Source organism: Bacillus cereus group sp. BfR-BA-01347, from assembly GCF_022663835.1.
Classification (GTDB): domain Bacteria; phylum Bacillota; class Bacilli; order Bacillales; family Bacillaceae_G; genus Bacillus_A; species Bacillus_A thuringiensis_K.
In genome coordinates, this window is the sequence record NZ_JAKUGG010000008.1 from 59,411 (window position 1) to 85,419 (window position 26,009).

The following is a 26,009-nucleotide window of genomic DNA, read 5'->3' on the forward strand; positions in this document are numbered from 1 at the left end:
TGTCATAAGTTGTACAATAAAATCAATCATGTGATAAAGGAGTGGGGAAGAATGAAAGCTACTCATAAAGATTGGATCTTGTTTAATGGGAGAATAATTAATACGAAGGAAGAACAGCCGATGGTAGCATTAGAAGAGCGAGGCTTCCAATTTGGTGATGGGATTTATGAAGTATTTAGACTATACGACGGCAAGCCTCATTTATTAGATTTACATTTGAAAAGATTCTTTAATTCTATGGCAGAAATAAAACTAATTCCACCATTTACGAAGGAAGAATTAGTAGAAGAGTTATATCAAATGATTGAAAAAAATCAATTTCAAGAAGATGGGAATGTATATTTACAAATATCAAGAGGTGCACAACCGCGCAATCATGTATATGAATCAGATTTACAACCGACATATTTTGCAAATCTTGTTTCGTTCCCAAGACCAGTTGCTTCAATGGAGGCAGGGATTAAGGTGACAGTAGAAGAGGACATCAGGTGGAAGTTTTGCCATATAAAATCTTTAAATTTGCTTCCTAATATCATGATCAAAAACAAAATAAATGAACAAGGTTATCAAGAAGCAATATTAGTACGAGATGGTATTGTGACTGAAGGATGTCATTCCAATTTCTTTATCGTGAAGAATAATAAGTTAATTACACATCCAGCGGATCATTTCATTTTACATGGTATTACACGTCACTACGTAATTACATTAGCGAAAGAGTTACATATCGATGTAGAGGAACGAGAGTTTTCATTACAAGAAGTATATGACGCTGAGGAGTGCTTCTTTACAGCGACGCCACTTGAAATATTCCCAGTCGTTCAAATTGGTGATGAACAGTTCGAGGCTGGTGAAAGAGGACCAATTACGAAAAAACTACAAGCTGCATACGAAGAGAGTATTCGTTTGTTTAAAGTGACAAATTAATCATGAAGAAAAAAGCTGGTATTCTTCCGGCTTTTTTTCATGATATAATTCAAGCATAGGACAAGTTTTGAAAACGCTGTAAAAAGGGGATTTAATATATGAATTATGAAGATTTTAAAGAAGTAATTCACGGAAGACGAAGTGTTAGAAAGTTTACAGATCAAGAAGTATCTACTAATGATATAAAAGAAATAATTGATTGTGCTCGTTACGCACCGAGTGATACCAATTCACAAACGTGGGAATTCTTAGTTATCATGAATCGAGAGAAGATTAAAGAAATTGAACAAATGACATGGGATGCATTACATAAACTTGCGGCAAAAGCAGCAGAAAATGGAGAAGAGAAAGCAGGGAAATTACTTACACGTTCTTTCGGACCATATGCAACAGCTTTCTCGGAGGCACCAGTATTAATCGTATGTTTGGCAACACCATATGAATCAAAGTTCCGTGAAAAGATATTTGATCCAATTGCTTTTGTTCCAAATTCAGTTTGGGAAGAAGAAGGCATTAAGAGTAGTTGTTTAGCGGCACAAAACTTAATGTTAGCTGCACATGCAAAGGGGCTTGGTACTTGTCCAATGACAGGGCCAGTATTGCTAGCTCAAGATGAACTGCGCCAATATTTACAAATTGAGCTTGAAAAACAAATAAATATGGTTATTTCACTCGGATTTCCGAAAGATAAACCGAAGAAACTTCCAAGAAAAGAAGTAGATGAGATTACAACGTTTGTTTTTTAATTGCTGTATAGAAAAGACATTGAACTAACAATGTCTTTTTATTTTTGAGAGTATGTAATTCATATGTTGGGCTAAAATGATAGATAAGAGGAATTTACTATTTATTTCATAAAAAAAATTAATGTTCTATTAAGGAAAGTATGATACATTAATCGTGAGTAAGATTCTATTTGTTCATGAAAGTGTTGAAAGTAGTCTCAAAATTTAAAAGTTATTTTTGTATAATAAATTATAATGAAGTTACAGGGGGGATGAATTTTGAAAAAATTCATAATCACTGGATTGTCTGTATTGTTATTAGTTGGTTGCGGTGCTCCACAGGAAAAAGAGGACGCACAATCAAAACAGGAAGAACAAGTTGTAAACGCAAGTGATGAGAATATGGTTGTATTTCCAGAAGGAGTAATGTCAATTGGAGAAGGGAAAGTAAAAGTTATTACTCCAGATGGTACTTCTGAAAACGGCAATATACCGACTGTATTCATCAAAAAGGATACGTTAATTCAGCAAGTTGAATTAGAACTTTCTAATTTTCAAAGTGATAAAGAAACATTCGTATTTGTAGATCAAATGTATACAGATAAACATCAAGTAACTAGTACAACGCAGACAACAGTGCAGTTAAAAGAAAAAATGCTGGAAACAGGTAGTCATACAATTACTGCAGTTCAGTATGAAAACAATGACCCGAAAGGAAAGGTTATTAGTTTTAATCAAGCAACATTTGAGACAAAACCAGCGTCTTAATATGAATAAAAAGTACATTACTCAAAAAGTAGTGTGCTTTTTTGTTTGGACTAGAGTGTGCAAGAGTGAATAACTTATTTCATTTTCTAATACGATTAAATAGGAAGAAATCACTTGTTACTACTATGACAGAGAAAGAGGTTGAATACGTGAATCGGTGTATTCGTATCATTTTGATTAGCCTAATGATGGCAGTAATTTGGTTTACGATACAAGAGTTTATGCAAATAACGCTCAATTATCAAATTCATGACTTGTTAATAGGGCTATTTGTTTTACCATTGTTTATCTATTATATCCCGCATTAACGGGCAGTAAGACCTCGCTTTAAAACTCGGAATAGGTGAGGATATTAGGTGGGAGATCAACTGTCCGTAAATGCGCGATTGGTGAGGGCTGATAATCATTGGAGATGAACAAACTCTCCAATGATTAAAGTTTAACTTTATGATAAACTCGGATTAAGGTGAGTTTTGTAAGAAAAATGTAGGTATTTCATTTGAAATGTCGAATAGTACATACGATGTCGTAATAACAAATTTTCTATTGTTTACTGTGAAACAGAAGAAGGAGAGATAGTGGTTATGAAACGAGCTCTTATTAATATTGATTATACATATGATTTTGTAGCGGAAAAAGGTGCTTTAACTTGCGGAAAACCAGGCCAAGAAATTGAGAAGGAAATTGTACATATAACGAAGCAATATATTGAAAATGGGGATTACGTAGTGTTTGCAATTGATAAACATGAAGAAAATGATGAATATCATCCAGAAGCGAAATTATTTCCTCCTCATAATATAGCAGGTACAAATGGTAGAGACTTATTTGGTGAGTTACAAGAAGTATACGAAACAAATAAAAATGCTGAGAATGTATATTATATGGACAAAACGCGATACAGTGCGTTTGCTGGAACGGATTTAGAGATGAAGCTAAGAGAAAGAGGAATAGAAGAAGTTCATCTTGTAGGTGTTTGTACTGATATTTGTGTTCTTCATACAGCAGTAGATGCGTATAATAAAGGATTTAAAATTGTTGTTTATGAAAAGGCAGTTGCATCTTTTAATGCGCAAGGACATGAATTTGCACTTGGACATTTTAAATCTTGTTTACATGCAGAAGTGAAATAAAAAAGAGGCCTTTAAAAAGGTCTCTTTTATTTGTCCTTGTTCATTGAAAACAGCTACCGCAACGCCTACTAAATTGAACGGTCTTGATCCGACAACTTCGCTAATTTCTTCGATATACCCCATTGTAGGTAACCTCCTTAAGGAAAAATAAGAGCATATAAACTATTCGTTATTATATAAATATATTCCTCTTTATAAAGATGAGAGATGTCAAATATCTCATGTGTCTTATTTGGTAAAATATACATCAAAAAAGTCAAACAAAAACTTTGACCTTTTTTGACCAAATGTTATAATAAAGGCAGAAAGAGATAATCTTTCATTCATAAATAATAAGGAGGAAAAAATATGCGTAATTTATTTCCAGAGATAACAAAACGTCAAAATGGTATTTTTGATTTTGGGCCTTCTTTATTAGAAGGGATGACAGATGCTTTCTTTAAGCCACTGAACATGGATACTTTTAAAGTAGATATTCATGAGCAATCTGATAAATATACTGTGAAAGCAGATTTACCAGGTTTTCAAAAAGAAAACATTCAAGTTGATTTTGAACAAGATGTATTAACGATTCAAGCAACTAACCATAATGAAGTAGAAGAAAAAAATGAGAATGGCACATATATTCGTAAAGAACGTTCTATAGGTTCTGTAACTCGACGCTTTAGTTTTAAACAAGTTGAGGGAGAAAATGTTAGAGCAAATTATAAAGATGGCGTATTGACAATTGAATTACCAAAATTGAAAGAAGAAAAAAACAGTAAGACAACAATTAATATCGAATAAAAGAGCTGATGAGTTCAGCTCTTTTTTGTACTTAGTTAATAAATAAATTAATTGAAATCTTAATGAGTAGAATAAAGTTGTAATATTAAAAAAATCACTATTAGCTCCCTTTAGATTATTAAAAAGGGTATATTTAAAGGGAAAGGAAAAAGAACACCTAGACATACTGTTTAAAGTGAATTAGTAATAGAGTCAAAATACATAGTAAGGGTAGTGGCATTTAAGATTAGGATAATAGATTTTTCTAGAACAAACTTAGGCGATTACGAATTTTTTAATTAGTAAGGAAGTGGTTAAATGAGCTTATTAACGCATACTGAAGAATTTTTTAATTATGTAAGAGAGTTTTTACTTTTAAGATTTTTACTATTTGCTTTAGTTTTAATCATTATTTCTTTTGTAATAAACCGTATTATTGATTGGTTTTTTAGGAAATCAAGCTTTTTTGATGAAGAGGTAGAGCAGACGATTCAAAGTGTAATTCGATCTATTTTTAGATATATCATTATCATCAGTCTTATCATATATTTAATTAGCCAATTTGTAGATATAAAAAGTATTATTGCAGGTGCAGGGATAGCTGGAGTTGTCATCGGTTTTGCTGCACAACAGATGCTAAAAGATGTTATATTAGGCTTTGCAAGATTAGCGGACAAAGAGTTTCGGGTTGGTGATTTTGTAACTTTTAACGGAACAAATTCAGGAACTATTGAAGAGATTAGTATTCGTTTTATGCAAATTCGTGAATGGTCAGGAAAACTACTTACCATCCCGCACGGAGAGATTAGAACGATACAAAATTTTAATAAAGGATGGATGCGTGTAATTGAACGCATCACGGTAAGTTATCAGGAAGATCCAACAAGAGTGAAGGAATTATTAGAAGAAGTATGTGTTATATGCAATGAAAAATTGAATCAAACTCTTTATAGAGTAGAGGATGAGGCTGTTGAACCATTTAAATACGTCGGTGTTACAGACTTAAATCCTAACTTGAAATATGTTGGGTATGAATTTTGTATTACAGGTTTAATAAAGCCAGAAGATTATTTTGAAACTTCTAGACAAGTAAGATTTGAATTAATGTCTATGTTCCATAAAAATCAAGTGCAAATGCCAGCAGCGAATATGGTTGTTACTACTGAAGGCTTACAGCATATCCATGGTGGACAATCTTTATCGGACAGCTAAAGTAGAATCATTTGTTAACAAAAATTTTGCTTCCAACATTGGATAGAATAACAATAATAAAATGATTGATATAAAGAAAGGGCTGAAGGAATTCGGTTCTTTTTTTATTTATAGAATTTAGAAATTTCTTAATGTTATAATTGTAGTTGGTGATGAGAATGAGCTTTGAAGAAAAAGAGATGCATCGTTTAGAAGCATTAAAAGAAATTGCTGAATTATTAAATGAAGCAACAAACTTACAGGATATGTTAGAAAAAGTGTTGCATACATTGTTACAAGTTATGAATTTACAAACAGGGTGGATATTCTTTATTGATGAAAGTGGAAAGCACAGCATGCTTGTAGACGAAAATTTACCAGAGGCTCTTACGTGGCAAGAGAAGAAGCCGATGTGTGAAGGAAACTGTTGGTGTGTAGAACGTTTTGTGAATGGGAGATTGGAAAAAGCGACTAATATTATTGAATGTAAGCGAATAGAAGATGCAATTGAATGTAATTGGGGAGAGACAGAAGATGTTACACATCATGCGACAATTCCGCTTAGGTCTGGATTGGAAAAATTTGGTCTACTAAATGTGGCTGCACCTCACAAGACTCATTTTTCAGAGGAAGAGTTAGCGTTATTAGAATCAATTGCATTTCAAATTGGAACGACAATACAACGTATTCAATTAGTTGAGAAAGAACGTAAATATGTAGTGGTAGCGGAAAGAAATCGACTTGCACGTGATTTACATGATTCAGTAAAACAATTGTTATTTTCTATTATGCTAACAGCGAAAGGTACTCTGAATATGACGCAAGATAGAGAATTGCAAGAGATGTTAAGTTATATTGGAGAATTATCACAAGAAGCATTACAAGAGATGACGCTATTAATTTGGCAATTAAGACCTGAAGGATTAGAGAAAGGATTAGCAGAAGCAATTCAAAATTACGGGAAGTTATTAGGAGTTCAAGTGGAAGTTCGAATTGATGGGATGGTTTTAATTGGGGATGAAATAGAAGAAGTTTTATGGCGTATTAGCCAAGAGGCGTTACATAATTGTAAAAAGCATGCTTCGTGTGAAAAGGTACATGTTCTTTTAAAAATAGAAAATAACCAGTTACATTTTTACATAGAAGACAATGGAATAGGATTTATACAAGAACAAGTAAGGGAATCAGCACTTGGTCTGAAAAGTATGAAGGAACGTATTCAGTTAATGAAGGGATCGTTTCAAATTACAACAGAGCTGAAAAAGGGTACAAAAATAGAAATTCAATTGCCGATTTGAAGGGGAGAATAAGGTTGAAGATTAAACTGCTACTAGTTGAGGATCATCATATCGTTCGAAGAGGACTTGTATTCTTTTTGAAAACGAGAGAAGAATTTGAAATTATTGGGGAAGCGGAAAATGGCGAAGAGGCATTACATTTCGTGCAAAAAGAAAAACCGGATGTCGTACTAATGGATGTATCGATGCCGAAAATGGATGGAATTGAGGCAACAAAACGTCTAAAGCAATACGATGAGACGATAAAGGTACTTATATTAAGTAGTTTTTCAGAGCAAGATTATGTTATACCAGCACTTGAAGCTGGAGCAGATGGTTATCAATTAAAAGAAGTACAACCTGAACAACTTGTCGCTTCTATTATTGCAGTATATCAAGGAAATGCGAATTTTCACCCGAAAGTAACACCTGCATTAATAGGGCGTTCCGCAGTAAAGAAGGAAATAGAAAATCCTTTTTCAATGTTAACGAAAAGAGAGCAAGAGGTACTTCGCGAAATTGCGAAAGGAAGAAGCAACAAGGAGATTGCAGCAGAACTTTATATTACAGAACAAACTGTGAAAACACACGTTTCAAACGTTTTAGCTAAATTGGAAGTGGACGATCGTACGCAAGCCGCATTATACGCAGTTAAACATGGGGAGAATTATTCATAAGTATGAATAATTCTATTATATCGTATGACAGAATACATAGGAGCAATTAAATTTATAGTAATCCCTAATATAGGTTTTTCTTCTTTCAATAATTAGGTACAATAAAGTGAAACTCTAATCAGTGGGGGACCATCCCCACTGATGATTAGTTTAACTAATCGGTTTTTACAGGATAAAGCTACGATGGAAGGGGAGGATATGCTATGCCTGATACAAGAAGTGGGATTGGAAAGATTCAGGCTTCGTTAAATGGTTTATCACCGAAATTGCGAAGTATTGCCGAACATATTTTGAAACATCCACAAGATGTTGTACATAAATCTATTACAGAATTAGCTGAAGTTACGAGTAGTTCCGAAGCTACGATATTCCGCTTATGTAAACACCTTGGTTTGCAAGGTTTTCAAGATTTAAAGATTACATTAGCTCGTGAAATTGTACATACACCGATGCAAAATATTCATGAAGAGGTATCAGCAGAAGATAGTATGGTAACTGTTGCTAAAAAAGTTTTTCATTCGCATATTACAGGACTGCAAGATACTTTACATTTGCTAAATGAAACGGCACTTGAGCAGGCTGTACGAGCCTTGCAAGAAGCAAGTCGAATTGAGTTTTATGGAAATGGTGGCTCTGGTATTATTGCAATGGATGCGTATCATAAGTTTATGAGAACGGGTATTTCTTGTATCGCTCATACTGATTCGCATTTTCAAATTATGGGAGCAGGTTTACTCTCAAAAAACTCAGTTGTTATTGGTATTTCTCATTCTGGTAGCAATAAAGGATTACTTGAAGCATTAGAAGTAGCGAAAGCAAGAGGGGCCAAAATTATTGCGATTACGAGCTATAAGAAATCAGCATTAAGTCAACTTGCTGATATAACGTTATATACATCAACACGTGAGACTGAATTCCGCACAGAAGCAAGTTCATCCAGATTAGCACAGTTAAGCTTATTAGATACTTTGTATGTAGGGTTGTCGTTGCAACGACAGGAGGAAACGTTAAAAAATTTACAAAGTATACGTGAAACGATTTCGATGAAGCGAATATAAGAAAAGCTCTTCAAATGAAGGGCTTTTCAGACTGTAGACAAACTATTTTTGGAGAGTTCAAATACTAAAAATAGTTTGTCTCTTAATCTATAGATAATTTATCCAATGGCATTTATATGTAGTGCTTTCTATACTACAATTTACTATAAGTGAGGAAGGTGTCTTATGAAAATATCCGTTTATGTTGCAAGTGCATTTAGCAAGGATCATAAAGGCGGAAATAAAGCAGGAGTGGTATTTATTGAGAATACAAATACATTGAACACTACTCAAAAAATGGCAATAGCCAAACAACTGGGCTATGCGGAAACCGCATTTATATCAGAATCTGAAATTGCTGATTATAAATTTGAGTATTTTACTCCAAAAGAAGAAGTTGATTTATGTGGTCATGCCACAATTGGCTCTTTCGCGATACTAATGCATTTAAATAAACTTTTCAGGAATCGCTATACGATTGAAACGAACAGTGGTGTTCTTACTATTGTTATAACAGATGACATCATATTCATGGAACAAAATAAACCGATATTCTATGATGTTGTATCTCCAAATGAGTTCACCGACTGTTTTGATAGTAAAGATATAGACAATAAATACCCAATTCAAATTGTCTCCACGGGCTTAAAAGATATTTTAATTCCTATAAAAGGCGAAATACAATTACATGCACTGCAACCTAATTTTGAAAAAATTAAAGAAATCAGCAAGTATTATAATGTTGTCGGGATGCATCTATATACTTTTAATGACAATCGAATTATATGCAGAAATTTTGCGCCACTATACGACATTAATGAAGAAGCAGCGACTGGAACTTCAAACGGTGCATTAGCTTGCTATCTTTATGAACAGGACTACTTGAAAAAAGAAGTCTATGTATTTGAACAAGGTTATTCTTTACACTCGCCTTCTGAAATATTAGTTAAATTAGCAACCAATAGCAAAAATAAAATAGAAAAAGTTTATGTTGGTGGCAAAGGATATTACTGTGAAACTAAGTGTTTACATGTAGAAAATATTGAGTGAAGAGCTTTTTTATCGGTGAGAAGTTTGTTAATTTATTTTGTTTTAGAAATATGTGACTTACTTATAGTCAATGATAAACTCTCATTTTTAAAAATTTAAAATAAAGACCGATTTGTGTAATAATTCAAATATTGTTCATAATTTCACAAGCTGTTTATGAAGTGTCATGTTATGATGAAGATGTAATGATGATTGAACACTTAAATTTGGTACAATAACTAGCCAAAGTAGTGAAGAAAGTAGTTGTGAGATAAACTCATTAAAATGCTAAAACACTAAAGGGGAGATCACATATGAAAGCAGTAGTGGTTAATAAAAACAGCAAAGCAAACATCGAAGTGATTGAAAAAGAATTACGTCCGTTACACTCAGGTGAAGCGTTAGTAGATGTAGAGTATTGTGGAGTTTGCCACACTGATTTACACGTTGCAAATCATGATTTTGGTAACACTGATGGCCGTATTCTTGGTCATGAGGGTGCAGGTATTGTTACGAAAATAGCTGATGATGTTACTTCACTAAAGATAGGTGACCGTGTAAGCATTGCATGGATGTTCCAATCTTGTGGACGTTGTGAATATTGCGTAACTGGTAGAGAAACATTTTGCCGTGAAGTTAAAAATGCTGGTTATTCAGTGGATGGTGGTATGGCTGAACAATGTATCGTTACAGCTGATTATACGGTAAAAGTACCAGAAGGATTAGATCCTGCTCAAGCATCATCAATTACTTGTGCTGGTGTAACTACATATAAAGCTATTAAAGTATCAGATATTAAACCTAGTCAACCTATTGTAATCTATGGCTGCGGTGGATTAGGTAACTTAGCTATCCAATATGCTAAAAATGTATTTGGTGCAAAGGTAATCGCAGTAGACATTAATGACGACAAATTAGCCTTAGCGAAAGAAGTTGGTGCTGATATGACTATCAATCCAATTTCTCAAGGTCCTGCTGATAAAATTGTGCAAGAGGAGTTTGGTGGCGCTTATGCTGCGGTAGTAACAGCAGTCTCTAAAGTAGCCTTTAACTCAGCAGTTGATGCAGTACGTGCTTGCGGTAAAGTAGTTGCAGTAGGGCTACCAGTAGAAACAATGGACTTAAACATCCCACGACTTGTACTGGATGGAATTGAAGTAGTTGGTTCTCTAGTTGGTACTCGTAAAGATTTAGAAGAGGCGTTTATGTTCGGTGCAGAAGGAAAAGTAGTGCCAGTTGTTCAAACTTGTTCTTTAGATAAAGTACAAAATGTATTCGAAGAAATGGAACAAGGTAAAATTCAAGGGCGTATGGTAATCGATTTTAAACAGCATAATTGTGATTGCAAATAATGCACTTTAAATATAAAAAGTATGAGTCTAACAAAGTACATGTAAAAAAGTTAGACGATATAAAAAAGATGATCTCTGTATTCAATAGAGATCATCTTTTTATATTCTACTAATATCAATGCCAATTAATACTTGATTAATGAGAAATGATTAAAGGTTTACTTTATTTGCAAACGAAAAGGAATCTTTATGTTTAACAAATTTTTTATGATCTGGAACGTTTTGAATTGTTACAATTTGCGAATCCCTTGCTTTCAGTGCATCTTGAATTCCGATGGTCATAAGCTTAATAAATAGAATCGTAATAAAGAATGAAGCGAGAGTATAAAAAATAATCCACCATGAAAGATTCATTTCATTACGATTTAATCCAATAAGACCTGCCCAATCATTAGATAGAGAAACAGGTTTGAGCACTCCGTCATAGAGTTCACGCATTTGTATGCCGCCAATTACAATGTTAAGCAACGCTAAATGGATAACGAGTATGAGTGTTTGGACGATATGTTCCATAAATAATACAAATAAGCGGTCAAGTAATAAGACTCGTAAGTGTTTTTTAATAATATGAAAACGACTAGCCCCCAGTAATTGTGAACTTAAGATGTAATCTTGTTTCATAAATTCATCAACCTCTGAGGATATGTATAAAGAAAGTGTAGGCAGAGCGACGAAAATAAGTACGAGTACTTGATAAAACGTAAATGAAATATTTGGATCTACCCCATCAGCATTTGATGTGATTATAATATTAACGGGCGTGATGAGTATGAATGCGATAAATAGAGTTGGAATATAATAAAAAACTTCTGAGCATGACTGGAAAAATCTCTTGAGTTTTGGAGCAAATAAACTTAAGAGGATTCCTATACATGTTCCGCATAAAATTCGAAAGAAGCTAATTGCCACGGCTAATAAAATAGTGAATTTTGCTCCTTCTACAATTTGTAAGAAAACAGACTCTCCAAAACGATCAGATCCAAAAGGTGGAATTAACGATGGCGGAAAGGGGGCCTTTCCAAGTAATTCGTTATTGTCATTGTAAAGTAATTGAGGAGGTTTTGGGATGTTATCTTTAAAGAACCAACTATAAATAAAACTAGCTGAAATAAGTATGAATAGATAAGTAAAGCCGATTAAAAAGCGTTTTGATTTCCAAATAGCTTTCATAATGATACTCCTTTCAATTGCTTTTTCCATCTATTCATCATGAATGAAACTATTTGGAAAATGGCATAAAACGGTAAAATAATCATAACAAGTATGATAACTGCAGCTGGAGGTGAAACAAACGCCTTATTAAATAAAAATTGAATAATGCCTTCCATATTAAAAACAAATTCTAAAATGAATAAATTAGAAAGTAAGAAAACAAAAATCGTTTTTAAATGGTGGAAGAAGTGGATAGATATATTTTTGAATAAATGAATGCATAGTATATAACTTGATGAAAGGCCTTTTCCATATGCAACCTCTACGTAATGTTTTCCTTGCTCTTCTTTTATGTATAACACCATCATCCGAAACATTTGTAATGTAGGTAAGACAGCTAATGATAAAATAGGGAGTAAATAAGCTCGATTTTCATTAAAAGAAATAATAGTGACAGGAGATTCCCCAAATTTCTGAAGTACCCATATGAAAAATATTTGCAAACAAATCATCATCATCATATCAGGGACAGCTTCTAATATGAACACAATTCGGTTTATCCATTTTTTTATATAATCTTTTGCTAAAAAATAAAAAAATGCCATGCTAGATGATAAAAAGAGAGCAAGAAAAAAGGCTGAAAATAATATAGTAAATGAATATAGGTAAGGTTCTAAAACAGTTGGAAATAATGGTGTTTTTTTGAAATGGCCAAACTTCGGGTCTGATCCTATAATCACTAATGATTCAGGGGAAAAAACCTGTTTTAACATAGTAACGGTCTGATTAAAAAAATAAATTGGTTGAAAGGTAAATCCTTGTTGGGTGATAAACAAATAAGGTAAATTTAATAATAGTAAGAGTGATAAAAGAATTGATGAAAGCTTAATTGTGAATTGAGATATTTTATTTAACATTAAATCCCTCCGACATCTTTTTACAACATTATACAATAAATTCCGTGTTATTGTTTTTGTTTTTCTGAAAAATAAAAATACTTTTTGGTTTTATAGTATGCAAGATATATTTACAAGATAAAAAAGGGTTAGTAGGGGGCCGCGCTCTATGTTTATCAAGATAAAAGACTAGTGAACCTAAAACAATAAATAAGAGCAAAATGCACAGAATTCTCATTCTGCGGTTAGTTACTTTTCTTGGCTTGATGGTGATGTTACGTGACCGCTAAAAATGAATATTGTTTTTCAACTCTTTCTTCAAGCAAATAAGTAGAACGTATGGAGGACTATGTATGTGTTGTTAATGAGAGGAAAGAGTGTATTGCGTAACGAATATAACGTAATTTTACCGCATGGAAAAGCTAAATTTAGTATATAAGTGAAATGGAATGAGGGGATTTATTTTTCGATATGAAAAAAATTTTCTTTTTATAACTTGATAAATGAAAAAATATTTTATATACTAATTCATGTAAACGGTTTACTAAATCGTATTTTGCTAGAAATGAAGGGAAGATTCGCATGGAAACAAGGGGGAGAGTAATCGGGATTGATATCGGTACCACAAGTACAAAAACGGTTGTGTTCACAGAAAAAGGAAAAGTCATTGCATCACATGCAATCGATTACCCAATTATTCAACCGAATGTAGGATGGGCTGAGCAAGATCCTGATGTAATATGTGCCGCTGTATACAAAAGTGTAAGCGTTGCCATTGAAAAAGGTAATGTATTACCAGAAGATATTTCTTCAATCGGTATTAGTACAGCTATGCACGCATTAATTGCAGTAGATGAAAATGGTGCGCCATTAACGCGTTCTATCATTTGGGCAGATAATCGAAGTACGAAGCAATCAGAAAAATTATTACAACAAATGAATGGGCATGAAATTTATAGACGTACAGGTACACCGATTCATCCGATGTCACCACTTTCTAAATTGTTATGGATGAAAGAAGAGGAACCAGAGTTATATACAAGTGCCTATAAATTCATTTCCATTAAAGAGTATGTGATTTACCAATTATTTTCACGCTACGTAGTTGATTATTCGATTGCTTCTGCTACGGGGTTATTTAATTTAGAAACATTAAACTGGGATGAAGATGTTTTAACTATGTTACATATGTCACCAGAACAATTATCAACCCCTGTACCAACTACATATATTTTATCAGGTATGAAGCCAGAATTAGCACAGAAGATGGGGATAAGTGCAGAAACACCAATTGTCATCGGAGCAAGTGATGGGGTTCTTGCAAATGTAGGAGTTGGGCGATATCACCGGGTGCGGCTGCAATTACGATTGGAACGAGTGGTGCGGTTCGAACAATCTCATCAAATATAAATACAGATGAGAAAGGGAGAACGTTTTGTTACGCATTAACAGATGAGCACTGGGTAATCGGTGGTCCAACGAATAACGGTGGAATATTACTGAGATGGTTACGTGATGAATTTGGTAGTCCAGAGCAAGAAGTAGCAAGAAAGCTCGGCATTGATCCTTATGATTTATTAATTAAATATGCAGAAAGCGTACCAGCTGGAGCGGATGGACTATTGTTCTTACCTTTCTTATCTGGAGAACGCGCACCTTACTGGAATGCAAATGCTCGTGGTACATTCTTTGGAATCAATCTTCAACATAAGCGAGAACATTTTATACGTGCAGTGATGGAAGGTGTTTGTATGAGTGTATATTCAGTAGCACTCGCAATCAGGGATTGTACAGGGCCACTTACTGAAATACGAGTTTCAGGAGGGTTTGCAAAATCTGCATTTTGGAGACAAATGTTGTCCGATATGATGGGAAAAGAATTGCTTGTACCTGAAAGTCATGAAGCATCTGCGCTTGGGGCAGCAGCAGTTGCTTTGTATGCTGTAGGAAAAATTGATTCTCTTGAAGAGGTAAAGGATTGGATTGATATTGTCCATCATCATGTACCGAATAAAGAAAATACGGCTATATATTTAGAAATGTTTTATATGTATGAACGACTTTACAATCGCTTGAAAGAAGAATTTGATTGTATAGCTGCTTTCCAACGTAAACAATAGGGGGATTGGGAGAAATGGTAGTTGGGATCGTACTAGCGGCAGTTGTCATACTACTTTTACTTATTACGGTAGTAAAATGGCATCCATTTGTCGCATTAATTTTAACAGCAATTGGTGTAGGATTAGCAATGGGAATGCCTTTAATTGGAACTTCACCAAAAGATCCAGGGATTATTGATTCTATTAAACTAGGGCTTGGTAATACGTTAGGATTTTTAGCAATAGTTTTAGCACTAGGAACGATGCTTGGAAAAATGATGGCCGAATCTGGTGGTGCTGAACGTATCGCTAACACATTAATTAATCGTTTTGGAAAGAAACGAGTTCATTGGGCGATGATGTTCGTTGCATTTTTAGTAGGGATTCCGGTATTTTTCCAAGTTGGATTTGTACTATTAATTCCGTTAGTATTTACAATTGCGTTAGAAACTGGGGTATCACTTATTACAATTGGTATTCCGCTAGTAGCAGGACTGTCAGTCGTACACGGACTTGTTCCACCGCATCCAGCGGCAATGGCGGCAGTTGGTATTTTTAAAGCAGATGTAGGGAAGACAATTTTATATGCGTTAATTGTCGGACTTCCAACTGCAATTATTTCAGGTCCACTTTACGGGAAATGGATTGGTGCTCGTATACATAAGGAAGTACCATTAGATATAGCGGAGCAATTTATTGAAAAAGATAATAAAAAAGAGCTTCCTAGCTTTTGGAATACATTGTTTACAATTTTACTTCCAGTATTTCTTATGCTTGGTGCATCAATAGCAGAAGTTGCATTAAATAAAACGAGTCAACTAGCACAAGTATTACACTTTATTGGAGATCCGATTGTGGCTTTATTAATTGCAACCATTTACTCTTTTTTTAGTCTTGGATATGCAAAAGGTTTCTCAAAAGATAAAGTGTTACAATTTACAAATGATTGCCTTGGACCTATTGCAAACATATTGTTAGTGATTGGTGCAGGCGGTGCATTTAATAAAGTATTATTAGATTCTGGAATTGGAACGACAATTGCAGATATGGCGAAAGAATCACATATTTCACCGATATTATTAGGGTGGGGAATTGCGGCACTTATTCGAATTGCAACTGGATCAGCTACTGTTTCTATGATGACAGCGGCTGGAATTGTTGCACCGATTGCAGCAAGTACACCAGGTGTAAATGTTGAACTACTAGCACTTGCAACTGGTGCAGGGTCATTAATTTTATCACACGTAAATGATTCAGGATTTTGGATGATTAAAGAGTATTTCGGAATGACTGTGAAAGAAACGTTATTAACATGGACTGCAATGGAGACTATATTATCTGTAGTAGCACTTGGGCTAATTTCGATATTAAATATATTTGTATAGAATAGGAGATTGATTAATATGAAACTAGGTTTAATTGGATTAGGAAAAATGGGATTCCCATTAGCTGAACACTTACATGAAGACAAGCATGAAGTAGTAGTATACGATGTAAATAAAGAGCTTGTTGAAAAGGCAGGAAAACTAGGAATTACTGCACGTCATACATTAAAAGAAATGATTGCTGAACTAGAAGCTCCTCGTACAATTTGGGTAATGGTGCCTGCAGGAGAAGTTGTAGAGTCAGTATTAAAAGATGTTTATCCGTTATTAGATGAAGGTGATATCGTTATTGAAGGCGGAAATTCATTCTATAAAGATACGTTACGCCGTGCTGAAGAAGCAAAAAGCTTCGGATTACATTATGTAGATATCGGTACATCAGGCGGTGTAGAAGGAGCTAGATACGGTGCTTGCTTAATGGTTGGTGGAGAAAAAGAAATTTACGACCAATTAGAACCTTTATTTAAAGATTTAGCAGTAGAAAATGGCTATTCTTATGCTGGCCGTGTTGGTAGTGGTCATTTCTTGAAAATGGTTCATAACGGTATTGAGTACGGCATGATGCAAGCAATCGCTGAAGGATTTGAAGTACTAGATAAGAGTGACTTTGATTTTAATTATGAAGATGTTGCAAAAGTATGGGCGAACGGATCAGTTATCCGTGGTTGGTTAATGGACTTAACTGAAAAAGCATTTGCAGAAGATCCGAAACTAGATGGCATTAAAGGTGTAATGAACTCTTCAGGAGAAGGAAAATGGACTGTTGAAACTGCACTTGAACTTCAAGCTGCAGCACCAGTTATCGCTATGTCATTATTTATGCGCTATCGTTCTCAGGAAGATGATACATTCCATGGAAAAGTAGTTTCAGCACTACGTAATCAGTTCGGTGGACATGAAGTTGTGAAAAAATAAGGATGTTTTTGAAAAGAAACTTGTGCATAAGCGCAAGTTTCTTTTTTATAGTTTAAGAAACTACTAATTTAAAAATACCAATCAATCATCGTTTTTTTGTCACAAATGACAGCTTCAACGTTCATTGAATGAACAATATATTCTATATTTTCTTCTTTAGCTAATAATAAGGTTATAAAGGAATTAAATATACTCATAAACGCATACTCATTATCTTCGCCAGTAATAATTAACTCATTATTGCTAATGTCCCAAATATCTAATGGAGTAGTATTATTTACCGCTAATAATCCGTTTGTATCAAGAATTGGTTCAGAGAAATATAAATTTTTTGCACCTTTAGAACCGAGGAGTTTAAGTAATTTATGTAATAAAAATATAGACGTATAATCTTCTGTTGGATAATAAAGATCTTTTTTTAAGTTTGAATATAGCTTTTCAGCTAAATCCTCTCTTTTATATTCTTCTGTAAAAGCACCAATGGAAGTCAACATGGCCATTGCTAATTCTGCGTATGAATGTAATCCACTATAAGACATCATTTCCTTCCAAGAAACGGATTTCCCATTATGAATGATTTCTTCAGCGCTAGGATAGATGTGCTCATATGGTCTTTTTCTCACAGACTTTTCCCATCCTAAAGGCATTTGGACAAAAGGGTGTAGCAATATAGCTGCAGATTTACAGGTGCTTGGTAGTTGTTCTAAAATTGGTGATTTGTCATCTAGCCAAATGTAATCCAATAAAATATAACCTCCTCTTAGACTTTGAAATGTACGGATTCCCGCATTATGTTTTTTGTATTGATTGTATCAAATATAAAGCGCTGCATGAAATATGTCCCAACATAAAAGTAAGAATAAATAAAATGAAGTTTTCATAAATAGTAAAAGGGTGCTTATGTCATCAGTATAGCTAAGAAATGTTGTTACATATGAGAAGAGCGTGTTAATAAAATATGAGGTGGTTAAATGGGAAATGAGCAAGTGAAGTCTGTAAAGGAAGAAAAAAAGTTATGTCTTTGTATGATCGTCAAAAATGAGTCTAGAATTATGGAAAGATGTTTAAATGCAACAAAATCAATTGTAGACTTTGTTTCTATTTGTGATACTGGATCGACGGATAATACGCCTGAAATTATTGAAAATTGGTGTAAGGAAAATGAGATACCTGGGACGGTTCATCATGAGCCGTTTAAAAACTTTGGTTATAACAGAAGCTTAGCTGTTTCGTTAGCGCAAAAAACATACCCAGAAGCAGATTATTTATTAATATTAGATGCAGATATGATTTTAGAGGTTGGTCCGAATTTCGATAAAACGAGCTTAACGGAAGATCATTATCTTACACTGCAATATGATGTTCATATTAAATATTGGCTTACGCGTCTTTTAAAAGCTTCTTTACCATGGAAATCTGTCGGTGTTACTCATGAGTATTGGGATATAGATCGTTCAAAAGTTGGAGCGAATTACAATACGAGGGTAGCTCGGTTAGAGACTCTTGTCGTGAATGATCCCGGAGATGGCGGGAGCAAAGCTGATAAATTTGAAAGAGATGAGAGGTTGTTGTTACAAGGAATAAACGACCCAGAAACAACGCCAGATTTGCATATAAGATATTTATTTTATTTAGCTCAGACTTATTTTCATTTAAGTCAATTTGAGAATTCAATTAAATGGTATAAAAAACGAGTGGAAGCAGGAGGATGGGTTGAAGAGGTATTCTATTCGTTATTGCGAATAGGATTTTGTTATGAGCAGTTAGCAAATCGTTCAGCAAATAAACAAAATGAAGTGACAGATGCTGATGAAAAAGAAACTGTTAAAGGGCAAGAAGAGCAATATTTAGCATTAGCTGTTTTTTATTTTCAAAAAGCTTGGGAATATAGACCAACCCGGGCTGAACCATTATACCAACTTGCAAGGTTGTATCGATTACGATCTCAAAACAATATTGCTTTGATGTATGCTCTGCAAGGGAAGGAAATTCCTTTTCCAAAGGATGATCTACTATTTGTAGATTATCATGTGTATGATTACTTATTTGACTATGAAATTTCTATTAGTGCTTTCTATATACCTCATAAAAAACATTTAGGAGCGGTGTCGCAGAAGTATTTGGAATCGATAAAAGAAAAGATTCCATTTCATATAGCAAATATAGTAGAGAATAATGCGAAATTTTATTAAATACATTTTCGGTTAAAGGAGTAGTGGAGTAATCATGGAATTAATGCGATGGGCGATTGAACTAGGAGAATCGGTGCATGGAAATACGTATGAAGAATTGATGCCACTACTAGACTATTATTATGATCGTGATCATTTAAAAGCGTATTGTATCGCAAATCTTCTTTTAAACATGGATGTATTAGATGAGGATCGGGAAAGAATCGAATTAAGAAGATGCATCGCTGCTTATTATGCTGGATTATATAAAGTAGCAAGAAAACATGCAAATGAGTTGGTACTTAAACATCCAGATGTAGATTTATATAAAAATAATTTAAGATTAATGGAAGTTTATTTGAATAAAGAATATGATTATTGTCTTTTTATATGCCCAAAGACATACGGTAGTTTCATAGATGTTGCGCGAGCTTTAAAGTGGCGGTTGGAGCAGGAGGGAAATACCGTAATTATATCAGAAACAATACTGGAAAATGTAAAGAATACAGTTGTTTTTGGAGCACATACATACGCATATAACCCGAACCTTCTTCCGAAAGATGCAATTATTTATAATTTAGAACAGCTATACGAAGGAAGTCCATATGCGCACCCCCTTTATTTAATATTATTAAAAGATAGAGTGATTTGGGATTATAGTAAACAAAATATAGAATGGCTTAAACAAAAAGGGGTAGGAAAAGAAATAAAACATGTAGAAATGAACTATGCTCCCACTTTGGAAATAAAAAAAGATGCATTTGAAGATGAGATTACTGAAGATATTGATATTCTGTTTATAGGTGCTCTTAATCCGAGGCGGCAAGCTATTTTTGACCACCTAAAAGCGGTTGCGCCGAATTTAAATATAGTTTTTAAAAATAATGCGTGGGGAATTGTTAGAAATGAATTGATTGCTAGAGCTAAAATTATATTAAATATTCATTTTTACTTATCAGGAATTCTTGAAACACCTCGCGTGTCTTATGCAGTCGCAAATAAGAAATTTATTATTTCCGAAAATAGTAATCCAGAAGATGAGGTAGAGTGGCCAGGAATTGTATTTACTCCGTACGAAAAAATAATTGAAAACGTAATGAAATATATAGAATTACCAGAAGAACGGAAAAAATTAGCGGAAAAAGCATATAATCATTTTGAAGCAAATGAAAGTTTAGGTACGTTGAGTCTGAGAGATGAAACAAAGTAATTGTACGAAACTCATACGAAAGTATGAGTTCTTTTTTGTTTATCATACTATTTTATGAAGCAAGTTAACTCTTTATATTGTGTTTTGTATAGAAATTTCTGATAATATATAAGTAGAACTTGAAAACAAAGGGGAGAAATAATCATGAAACTAGTCGTTATTAACGGTACACCAAGAAAATTTGGTAGAACTCGCGTGGTGGCGAAATATATTGCGGATCAATTTGAAGGGGAATTATATGATTTAGCAATTGAGGATTTACCTTTATACAATGGAGAAGAGTCACAACGTGATTTAGAGGCAGTAAAAAAATTAAAAACGTTAGTGAAAGCTGCGGATGGGGTTGTATTATGTACACCAGAATATCATAATGCGATGAGCGGTGCGCTGAAAAACTCTTTAGATTACTTAAGTAGTAGTGAATTTATTCATAAACCAGTTGCGTTGTTAGCGGTTGCTGGTGGCGGTAAAGGTGGAATAAATGCATTAAACAGCATGCGAACGGTCGCTAGAGGTGTTTATGCAAATGCAATTCCAAAACAAGTTGTGCTTGATGGATTACATGTGCAAGATGGTGAACTTGGGGAAGATGCAAAACCATTAATTCATGATGTAGTTAAAGAATTGAAAGCATATATGAGCGTATATAAAGAGGTGAAAAAACAACTAGGAGTGGAGTGATATGTCCTCACTTTATCATGATTCTCGCTTGTATTACATTCTAGGAGCCAATAGTCTATCTGCTATTGGTTCCGGGATTGTTATGATAACGATTCCTTGGCTGTTAATTAAAGAGAGTGGAGGAGAGACAACATTTGGTTATGTTTCTATCATTGCAACCCTCATTATGTTTTTATTAACACCATTCATTGGGCAAAGTATTGATCGTTTTTCAAGAAAATCTTTATTGCTATGTAACGAAGGAATCGGAATAGCCGTAATCGGAATAATGGTTATATGGGGATTTGCTGGGCAACCTTATCATTCTATTCACTATATTCTTATTTATATAGCCGGATCATTCTACTATTTATTATTTTATCCTACAATATTTGCGTTCAACCAAGAGATATTTCAAGCAGAACATTATAAAAGTTTAAGTGGAACGATGGAAATACAAGGACAGTTAACACAAGTTATTTCTGGAGCGGCCGCGAGCTTCTTAATTGAAATTGTATCTTTGAAGTGGATTTTGTTAGTAGACATGTTAACTTTTGCTGGAGCATTTTTTCTTTTCTTATGTATACCGTACGTAAAGAAAAAAGAAGTGAAAAGAAAAATAACATTTAAGAAGCAATTGTTTGAAGGAATTCACTTTATGAAAAAATGTCCTAAGCTCTTTTGGTTCTTACTGGCCACTTATATGCCGTTTATAGGTGTCATGATGGCAAATTATTTAATACCAGTGTATATTTCGGATATACTAAAAGCCAATGCCTCTGTATACGCAATAGAGGGCACGATGTACGGTGTCGGAGCGGTTGTTGCAGGGATCTGTATTCCACTCATAATGAAATATATCAAAACAGAAGTTTCAATCGTTATGACGATGTTCATTTATGTAATTTCAATTACTGCAATGAGTATTGAACCTTCTGTATTGTTTTTATATGGACTAGCGATTTTTCATGCAATTGGAAATGCGGGTACAAGAGTGGCGAGAAATGTATTGATGATGGAGGAAATTCCAAATGAAGTAATGGGACGTGTAGACAGCTTATTTCGCCTAATTGGTACTGGAATACGAATTGTATTATTAATGTTGTTTACAGCGGGTGTATCTAAAGCCGGAGTAATGCTTCCATTTTACGTATTAAGCTGCATATTGATCTTCTCATTAGGAATAGCTATTTATTATGTACTATCACAACGTAAAGTAGCGGCGAATGTTTCTAATAAATCAATCGTTTAAAAAAACACTTCTGCCTCCCTTTCTTTTTTTATATAATAAAAAGAAAGGGAGTGCAAACTTATTTATGAACAAATGGATCTTTCTTATAATTTTATTATTACCGCCACTATATATCATTTATATGACGTTTAGAATGAACAAAGTTGCTCGTGAAAAGTTGAGCTATCACTCTCCGTACGTTCTTATACTGGGTGCAAAGTTATTTGGAGATAGACCGTCTTTATCTCTTCAAAATCGTTTGGATGTAGCGTTGGAGTATTTATTTTCCCATCCTGAATCGAAAGTAATTGTTTCAGGTGGTCAAGGAGAAGATGAAGATATACCGGAAGCTCACAGCATGAGAAACTATTTAATGGTACACGGTATAGATGAGAGTCGTATTTTAATAGAAGATCAATCTACAAATACGTATGAAAACTTAAAGTTTAGTATGGATTTATATAATGTGAAACATGCAGTAGTTGTAAGTAATACGTATCATTTATATCGAACGAAAATAATTGCAAAGCGTTTAGGCATGAAGATGGAGGCACTAGCTGCTGAAACACCAATTCGTTCTAAGAGAAAAATGTATGTTCGCGAATATGCTGCTATTATGAAAACAATATTGTTCGACCGTTAGAGCTCAAATGTGAGCTCTTTTTTAATTTAAAAGCGTATCATTTGAAATGAATGCCATATTCCATCAAAATAAAGGAAACAACAGTAAAGGAGTTGTATTTGTGATTCAATTTAATCATGTGTCAAAATCGTATGAAGATGGCACGAAAGCAGTGGATTCATTGCATTTAGAAATTAAAAAGGGAGAATTTTTTGTTCTTATCGGTCCGAGTGGTTGCGGGAAAACAACGACAATGAAGATGATTAATCGTTTAATCGAAACGACTGAAGGATCGATTTTAATCGATGGAAAAGATATTCAACAATATAATATAAACGAATTACGTTGGGATATAGGATACGTGTTGCAACAGATTGCTTTGTTTCCTCATATGACAATCGCTGAAAATATTGCAGTTGTTCCTGAAATGAGGCAATGGAGCAAAAAGGAAATAAAAGCACGCGTCGATGACTTGTTACATATGGTTGGATTAGATCCGGATATATATCGAGATCGTATGCCTGATGAATTGTCAGGAGGACAAAAACAACGTGTCGGTGTCGTGCGAGCATTAGCCGCAAACCCGAAAATCGTTCTTATGGATGAACCATTTAGTGCGTTAGATCCATTAAGTAGGGAACAGCTTCAGAAGGATATTGTACAGTTGCAAAAAAAGATTCAAAAAACAATCGTGTTCGTAACACATGATATGCAAGAAGCATTATCACTTGGAGATCGCATTTGTATTATGAAAGAAGGAAAAGTTGTTCAACTAGATACACCAGAAGGAATTATACATAATCCGAAAAATGAATTTGTAGAGGAGTTCATTGGAAATCATGGGCGAACTTGGTATGAGGGGAAAAGTGTAGCAGATGTATTGCCACTTGATCAAAGTGTGCAATTAGAAGGGCAGGCGCTATCATTACATTCTTCCTTACAAGAAGCACTAGTTCGTGTGCGTGATGAAGAGGTCGTTCCAGTTGAAGAAAACGGTCAATATATTGGAGCGTTAACAAGTCGTCATATTGTCAATTACATTGTTGAACAAATGAAGGAAAGAGGCTAAACAGTGACTAATTTTATACAAACGTTCCAAGAACGAAAAATAGAATTACTAACTGCATTAAGTGAGCATTTACAAATATCGCTTATTTCATTATTTTTTGCAGTAATTATAGCAGTGCCACTTGGCATCTTATTAACAAGAAAAGAACGAATGGCTGAATTTATAATAGGAACTTCTGCAGTAATGCAGACAGTGCCATCACTTGCATTGCTTGGACTCTTAATTCCGTTAGTAGGAATCGGAAAACTTCCAGCGATTATCGCATTAGTTGTGTATGCACTATTACCTATTTTACGAAATACATATACAGGAATAAGGGAATTAGATGAATCTCTAATAGAAGCCGCGAAAGCTATGGGGATGAATAGTTGGAGAAGATTGTGGAAGGTAGAACTTCCTCTTGCATTGCCAATTATTATGGCCGGTATTCGTACAGCGATGGTATTAATTGTTGGAACGGCTACATTAGCAGCTCTCATTGGTGCTGGTGGGCTCGGTAAGCTTATATTATTAGGTATAGATCGAAATGATCATGCACTTATCATTTTAGGGGCCGTACCAGCCGCGTTACTCGCTTTATTCTTTGATATAGTACTTCGCATACTTGAACGACCGAAACGCTCTTCTAAGCGTGTTATATTGATGATATGTATTGTTTGTATAATGATTGCTTCTCCATTTCTTTGGAGTACAGAAAAGAAAGATATTGTTATTGCGGGCAAACTTGGATCAGAACCTGAAATTTTAATTCAAATGTATAAGCAGCTTATTGAACAAGATACAGATTTACACGTACAATTAAAACCAGGTCTTGGGAAAACAGCATTTGTATTTGAAGCGTTGAAATCAGGGGAAGTAGATATATACCCAGAATTTTCAGGAACAGCTTTATCTACTTTCGTGAAAGAAGAACCAAAGAGTACAAATCGTGATGAAGTATATGAGCAGGCTCGCGTTGGAATGGAAAAGAAATATAATATGATTATGTTGAAGCCAATGGAGTATAACAATACATATGCACTAGCCATGCCGAAAAAAATAGCAGATCAAAAGAATATAAATACAATTTCTGATTTAGGGAATGTTGCGCAGGAAGCCAAAGTAGGATTTACATTGGAATTTGCTGATCGTGAAGATGGTTATAAAGGAATGCAAAAATTATATAACTATAAGTTCTCGAATGTTAAAACGATGGAGCCGAAGCTGCGTTATAGCGCAATTGAATCTGGAGATGTTAACGTAATTGATGCATATTCAACAGATAGTGAATTGGAGCAATACGGACTGAAAGTGCTAAAAGATGATAAAGGGCTATTCCCACCTTATCAAGGAGCACCATTATTAAGAAAAGAAACGTTACAGAAATATCCTGAACTTGAAAAGGTATTAAATAAATTATCTGGAAAGATTACAGATGAAGAAATGCGAAAAATGAATTATGAAGTTAACGTAAATGGTAAAAGTAGTGAAGAAGTCGCAAAACAATTTTTACAAAAAGAGAATTTACTTCGTTAAATTTACAAGGAATATACAAATTTATATGTTTGAAATGACCGTTCATTACAAAATGAGCGGTTTTTTTGTGCATACTTATACATTTTTTCAAAAAAGTATTCCATTTTTGCTCATTTTCTTTTAGAATAAGTAATGTTTTCCTGAAAAAATATAAGAGAAACGTCTATTAGAGAAAAAGGTGACTTTAATAGTTGAACGAACAT

General features: G+C 34.1%; 23 protein-coding genes and 3 pseudogenes. 22 read left to right on the forward strand and 4 right to left on the reverse strand.

Features of this window, described 5'->3' with window-relative positions; genetic code table 11:
• The first annotated feature begins 51 nt into the window (after positions 1-51).
• The 5 genes and pseudogenes from dat (at position 52) to MR143_RS14190 (ending at position 3,553) form a co-directional block, all read left to right on the forward strand.
• Complete coding sequence (dat, locus tag MR143_RS14170) at positions 52-927, forward strand: D-amino-acid transaminase (protein WP_000648355.1); 876 nt, start codon at positions 52-54, stop codon at positions 925-927.
• A gap of 98 nt (positions 928-1,025) precedes the next feature.
• Positions 1,026-1,673, forward strand: a complete 648-nt coding sequence (locus tag MR143_RS14175) for a nitroreductase family protein (RefSeq protein WP_001105286.1) — start codon at positions 1,026-1,028, stop codon at positions 1,671-1,673.
• A 258-nt stretch (positions 1,674-1,931) separates the two neighbouring features.
• Positions 1,932-2,420, forward strand: coding sequence for a putative periplasmic lipoprotein (locus MR143_RS14180; RefSeq protein ID WP_000713498.1), 489 nt, complete (start codon positions 1,932-1,934; stop codon positions 2,418-2,420).
• A gap of 65 nt (positions 2,421-2,485) precedes the next feature.
• Positions 2,486-2,751 (forward strand): annotated as a pseudogene (locus MR143_RS14185) (hypothetical protein).
• Between the two features lie 253 nt (positions 2,752-3,004).
• Positions 3,005-3,553, forward strand: a complete 549-nt coding sequence (locus MR143_RS14190; RefSeq protein ID WP_000816755.1) for a cysteine hydrolase family protein — start codon at positions 3,005-3,007, stop codon at positions 3,551-3,553.
• On the opposite strand, the gene MR143_RS14195 is transcribed toward MR143_RS14190, so the two are convergent.
• On the reverse strand, positions 3,533-3,676 hold the full coding sequence (locus tag MR143_RS14195; protein ID WP_002181592.1) for a hypothetical protein: 144 nt from the start codon (positions 3,674-3,676) through the stop codon (positions 3,533-3,535). The genes MR143_RS14190 and MR143_RS14195 overlap by 21 nt on opposite strands.
• A 225-nt stretch (positions 3,677-3,901) precedes the next feature.
• Here MR143_RS14195 and MR143_RS14200 point away from each other — a divergent pair, with 225 nt between their 5' ends.
• The 7 genes from MR143_RS14200 to adhP all read left to right on the forward strand — a co-directional run bounded on the left by MR143_RS14200 (position 3,902) and on the right by adhP (position 10,881).
• The gene (locus MR143_RS14200; RefSeq protein WP_001245048.1) at positions 3,902-4,339 is read left to right on the forward strand and encodes an Hsp20/alpha crystallin family protein; all 438 of its coding nucleotides are present in this window, start codon (positions 3,902-3,904) and stop codon (positions 4,337-4,339) included.
• A 297-nt stretch (positions 4,340-4,636) separates the two neighbouring features.
• A complete protein-coding gene (locus tag MR143_RS14205; protein WP_000055370.1) occupies positions 4,637-5,530 on the forward strand; it encodes a mechanosensitive ion channel family protein in 894 nt (297 codons plus the stop codon).
• Positions 5,531-5,688: 158 nt separating this feature from the next.
• The gene (casK, locus tag MR143_RS14210) at positions 5,689-6,807 is read left to right on the forward strand and encodes a two-component system sensor histidine kinase CasK (protein WP_000007231.1); all 1,119 of its coding nucleotides are present in this window, start codon (positions 5,689-5,691) and stop codon (positions 6,805-6,807) included.
• Between the two features lie 14 nt (positions 6,808-6,821).
• A complete protein-coding gene (gene casR, locus MR143_RS14215) occupies positions 6,822-7,463 on the forward strand; it encodes a two-component system response regulator CasR (RefSeq protein ID WP_000694627.1) in 642 nt (213 codons plus the stop codon).
• A 203-nt stretch (positions 7,464-7,666) separates the two neighbouring features.
• Entirely contained in the window at positions 7,667-8,521 is an 855-nt protein-coding gene (locus tag MR143_RS14220; RefSeq protein ID WP_001113484.1) for a MurR/RpiR family transcriptional regulator, read from the forward strand.
• A gap of 165 nt (positions 8,522-8,686) precedes the next feature.
• A complete protein-coding gene (locus MR143_RS14225) occupies positions 8,687-9,550 on the forward strand; it encodes a PhzF family phenazine biosynthesis protein (RefSeq protein WP_000704321.1) in 864 nt (287 codons plus the stop codon).
• Positions 9,551-9,843: 293 nt separating this feature from the next.
• Positions 9,844-10,881, forward strand: coding sequence for an alcohol dehydrogenase AdhP (gene adhP, locus MR143_RS14230; RefSeq protein ID WP_242280807.1), 1,038 nt, complete (start codon positions 9,844-9,846; stop codon positions 10,879-10,881).
• 150 nt (positions 10,882-11,031) lie between these two features.
• Here the strand turns inward: adhP and MR143_RS14235 are convergent, their stop codons facing one another.
• Together MR143_RS14235 and MR143_RS14240 are read right to left on the reverse strand one after the other, a co-directional pair.
• Positions 11,032-12,051 carry an ABC transporter permease gene (locus MR143_RS14235; RefSeq protein ID WP_000644669.1) on the reverse strand — a complete coding sequence of 340 codons (1,020 nt, stop codon included), beginning with the start codon at positions 12,049-12,051 and terminating at the stop codon, positions 11,032-11,034.
• Positions 12,048-12,950 carry an ABC transporter permease subunit gene (locus MR143_RS14240; protein WP_000932689.1) on the reverse strand — a complete coding sequence of 301 codons (903 nt, stop codon included), beginning with the start codon at positions 12,948-12,950 and terminating at the stop codon, positions 12,048-12,050. The genes MR143_RS14235 and MR143_RS14240 overlap by 4 nt, the downstream gene beginning before the upstream one ends.
• A 561-nt stretch (positions 12,951-13,511) precedes the next feature.
• On the opposite strand from MR143_RS14240, the pseudogene gntK reads away from it, so the two are divergent.
• From gntK to gnd, 3 genes and pseudogenes are all read left to right on the forward strand, one after another.
• Positions 13,512-15,049: pseudogene (gene gntK, locus MR143_RS14245) on the forward strand (gluconokinase).
• Positions 15,050-15,063: 14 nt separating this feature from the next.
• Positions 15,064-16,413, forward strand: a complete 1,350-nt coding sequence (locus MR143_RS14250) for a GntP family permease (RefSeq protein WP_000260203.1) — start codon at positions 15,064-15,066, stop codon at positions 16,411-16,413.
• An 18-nt stretch (positions 16,414-16,431) separates the two neighbouring features.
• On the forward strand, positions 16,432-17,328 hold the full coding sequence (gene gnd / locus MR143_RS14255; RefSeq protein WP_000765982.1) for a phosphogluconate dehydrogenase (NAD(+)-dependent, decarboxylating): 897 nt from the start codon (positions 16,432-16,434) through the stop codon (positions 17,326-17,328).
• Positions 17,329-17,396: 68 nt separating this feature from the next.
• On the opposite strand, the pseudogene MR143_RS14260 reads toward gnd, so the two are convergent.
• A pseudogene (locus MR143_RS14260) lies at positions 17,397-18,160 on the reverse strand (DUF2711 family protein).
• A gap of 139 nt (positions 18,161-18,299) precedes the next feature.
• Between MR143_RS14260 and MR143_RS14265 the strand changes: the two are divergent.
• From MR143_RS14265 to MR143_RS14295, 7 genes are all read left to right on the forward strand, one after another.
• A complete protein-coding gene (locus tag MR143_RS14265) occupies positions 18,300-19,520 on the forward strand; it encodes a glycosyltransferase family 2 protein (protein ID WP_000526227.1) in 1,221 nt (406 codons plus the stop codon).
• Between the two features lie 34 nt (positions 19,521-19,554).
• Positions 19,555-20,709: a CgeB family protein gene (locus MR143_RS14270; protein WP_000422329.1), complete on the forward strand. Its 1,155-nt coding sequence runs from the start codon at positions 19,555-19,557 to the stop codon at positions 20,707-20,709.
• 144 nt (positions 20,710-20,853) lie between these two features.
• Positions 20,854-21,390, forward strand: a complete 537-nt coding sequence (locus MR143_RS14275) for an NADPH-dependent FMN reductase (protein ID WP_000780352.1) — start codon at positions 20,854-20,856, stop codon at positions 21,388-21,390.
• Between the two features lies 1 nt (position 21,391).
• Positions 21,392-22,621, forward strand: coding sequence for an MFS transporter (locus MR143_RS14280; protein ID WP_000097158.1), 1,230 nt, complete (start codon positions 21,392-21,394; stop codon positions 22,619-22,621).
• A gap of 64 nt (positions 22,622-22,685) precedes the next feature.
• A complete protein-coding gene (locus tag MR143_RS14285) occupies positions 22,686-23,243 on the forward strand; it encodes a YdcF family protein (protein WP_001045714.1) in 558 nt (185 codons plus the stop codon).
• Between the two features lie 100 nt (positions 23,244-23,343).
• On the forward strand, positions 23,344-24,291 hold the full coding sequence (locus MR143_RS14290; RefSeq protein ID WP_000614074.1) for an ABC transporter ATP-binding protein: 948 nt from the start codon (positions 23,344-23,346) through the stop codon (positions 24,289-24,291).
• Between the two features lie 3 nt (positions 24,292-24,294).
• Complete coding sequence (locus MR143_RS14295; protein WP_000181011.1) at positions 24,295-25,806, forward strand: ABC transporter permease/substrate-binding protein; 1,512 nt, start codon at positions 24,295-24,297, stop codon at positions 25,804-25,806.
• The last annotated feature ends 203 nt before the right edge of the window (positions 25,807-26,009 follow it).

Excerpts from the sequence above, each read along its gene's own strand:
- dat (WP_000648355.1), top strand. The coding sequence starts at position 52 with ATGAAAGCTACTCATAAAGATTGGATCTTGTTTAATGGGAGAATAATT.
- MR143_RS14175 (WP_001105286.1), top strand. The coding sequence starts at position 1,026 with ATGAATTATGAAGATTTTAAAGAAGTAATTCACGGAAGACGAAGTGTT.
- MR143_RS14190 (WP_000816755.1), top strand. The coding sequence starts at position 3,005 with ATGAAACGAGCTCTTATTAATATTGATTATACATATGATTTTGTAGCG.
- MR143_RS14195 (WP_002181592.1), bottom strand. The coding sequence starts at position 3,676 with ATGGGGTATATCGAAGAAATTAGCGAAGTTGTCGGATCAAGACCGTTC.
- MR143_RS14200 (WP_001245048.1), top strand. The coding sequence starts at position 3,902 with ATGCGTAATTTATTTCCAGAGATAACAAAACGTCAAAATGGTATTTTT.
- MR143_RS14205 (WP_000055370.1), top strand. The coding sequence starts at position 4,637 with ATGAGCTTATTAACGCATACTGAAGAATTTTTTAATTATGTAAGAGAG.
- casK (WP_000007231.1), top strand. The coding sequence starts at position 5,689 with ATGAGCTTTGAAGAAAAAGAGATGCATCGTTTAGAAGCATTAAAAGAA.
- MR143_RS14220 (WP_001113484.1), top strand. The coding sequence starts at position 7,667 with ATGCCTGATACAAGAAGTGGGATTGGAAAGATTCAGGCTTCGTTAAAT.
- MR143_RS14225 (WP_000704321.1), top strand. The coding sequence starts at position 8,687 with ATGAAAATATCCGTTTATGTTGCAAGTGCATTTAGCAAGGATCATAAA.
- adhP (WP_242280807.1), top strand. The coding sequence starts at position 9,844 with ATGAAAGCAGTAGTGGTTAATAAAAACAGCAAAGCAAACATCGAAGTG.
- MR143_RS14235 (WP_000644669.1), bottom strand. The coding sequence starts at position 12,051 with ATGAAAGCTATTTGGAAATCAAAACGCTTTTTAATCGGCTTTACTTAT.
- MR143_RS14240 (WP_000932689.1), bottom strand. The coding sequence starts at position 12,950 with ATGTTAAATAAAATATCTCAATTCACAATTAAGCTTTCATCAATTCTT.
- MR143_RS14250 (WP_000260203.1), top strand. The coding sequence starts at position 15,064 with ATGGTAGTTGGGATCGTACTAGCGGCAGTTGTCATACTACTTTTACTT.
- gnd (WP_000765982.1), top strand. The coding sequence starts at position 16,432 with ATGAAACTAGGTTTAATTGGATTAGGAAAAATGGGATTCCCATTAGCT.
- MR143_RS14265 (WP_000526227.1), top strand. The coding sequence starts at position 18,300 with ATGGGAAATGAGCAAGTGAAGTCTGTAAAGGAAGAAAAAAAGTTATGT.
- MR143_RS14270 (WP_000422329.1), top strand. The coding sequence starts at position 19,555 with ATGGAATTAATGCGATGGGCGATTGAACTAGGAGAATCGGTGCATGGA.
- MR143_RS14275 (WP_000780352.1), top strand. The coding sequence starts at position 20,854 with ATGAAACTAGTCGTTATTAACGGTACACCAAGAAAATTTGGTAGAACT.
- MR143_RS14280 (WP_000097158.1), top strand. The coding sequence starts at position 21,392 with ATGTCCTCACTTTATCATGATTCTCGCTTGTATTACATTCTAGGAGCC.
- MR143_RS14285 (WP_001045714.1), top strand. The coding sequence starts at position 22,686 with ATGAACAAATGGATCTTTCTTATAATTTTATTATTACCGCCACTATAT.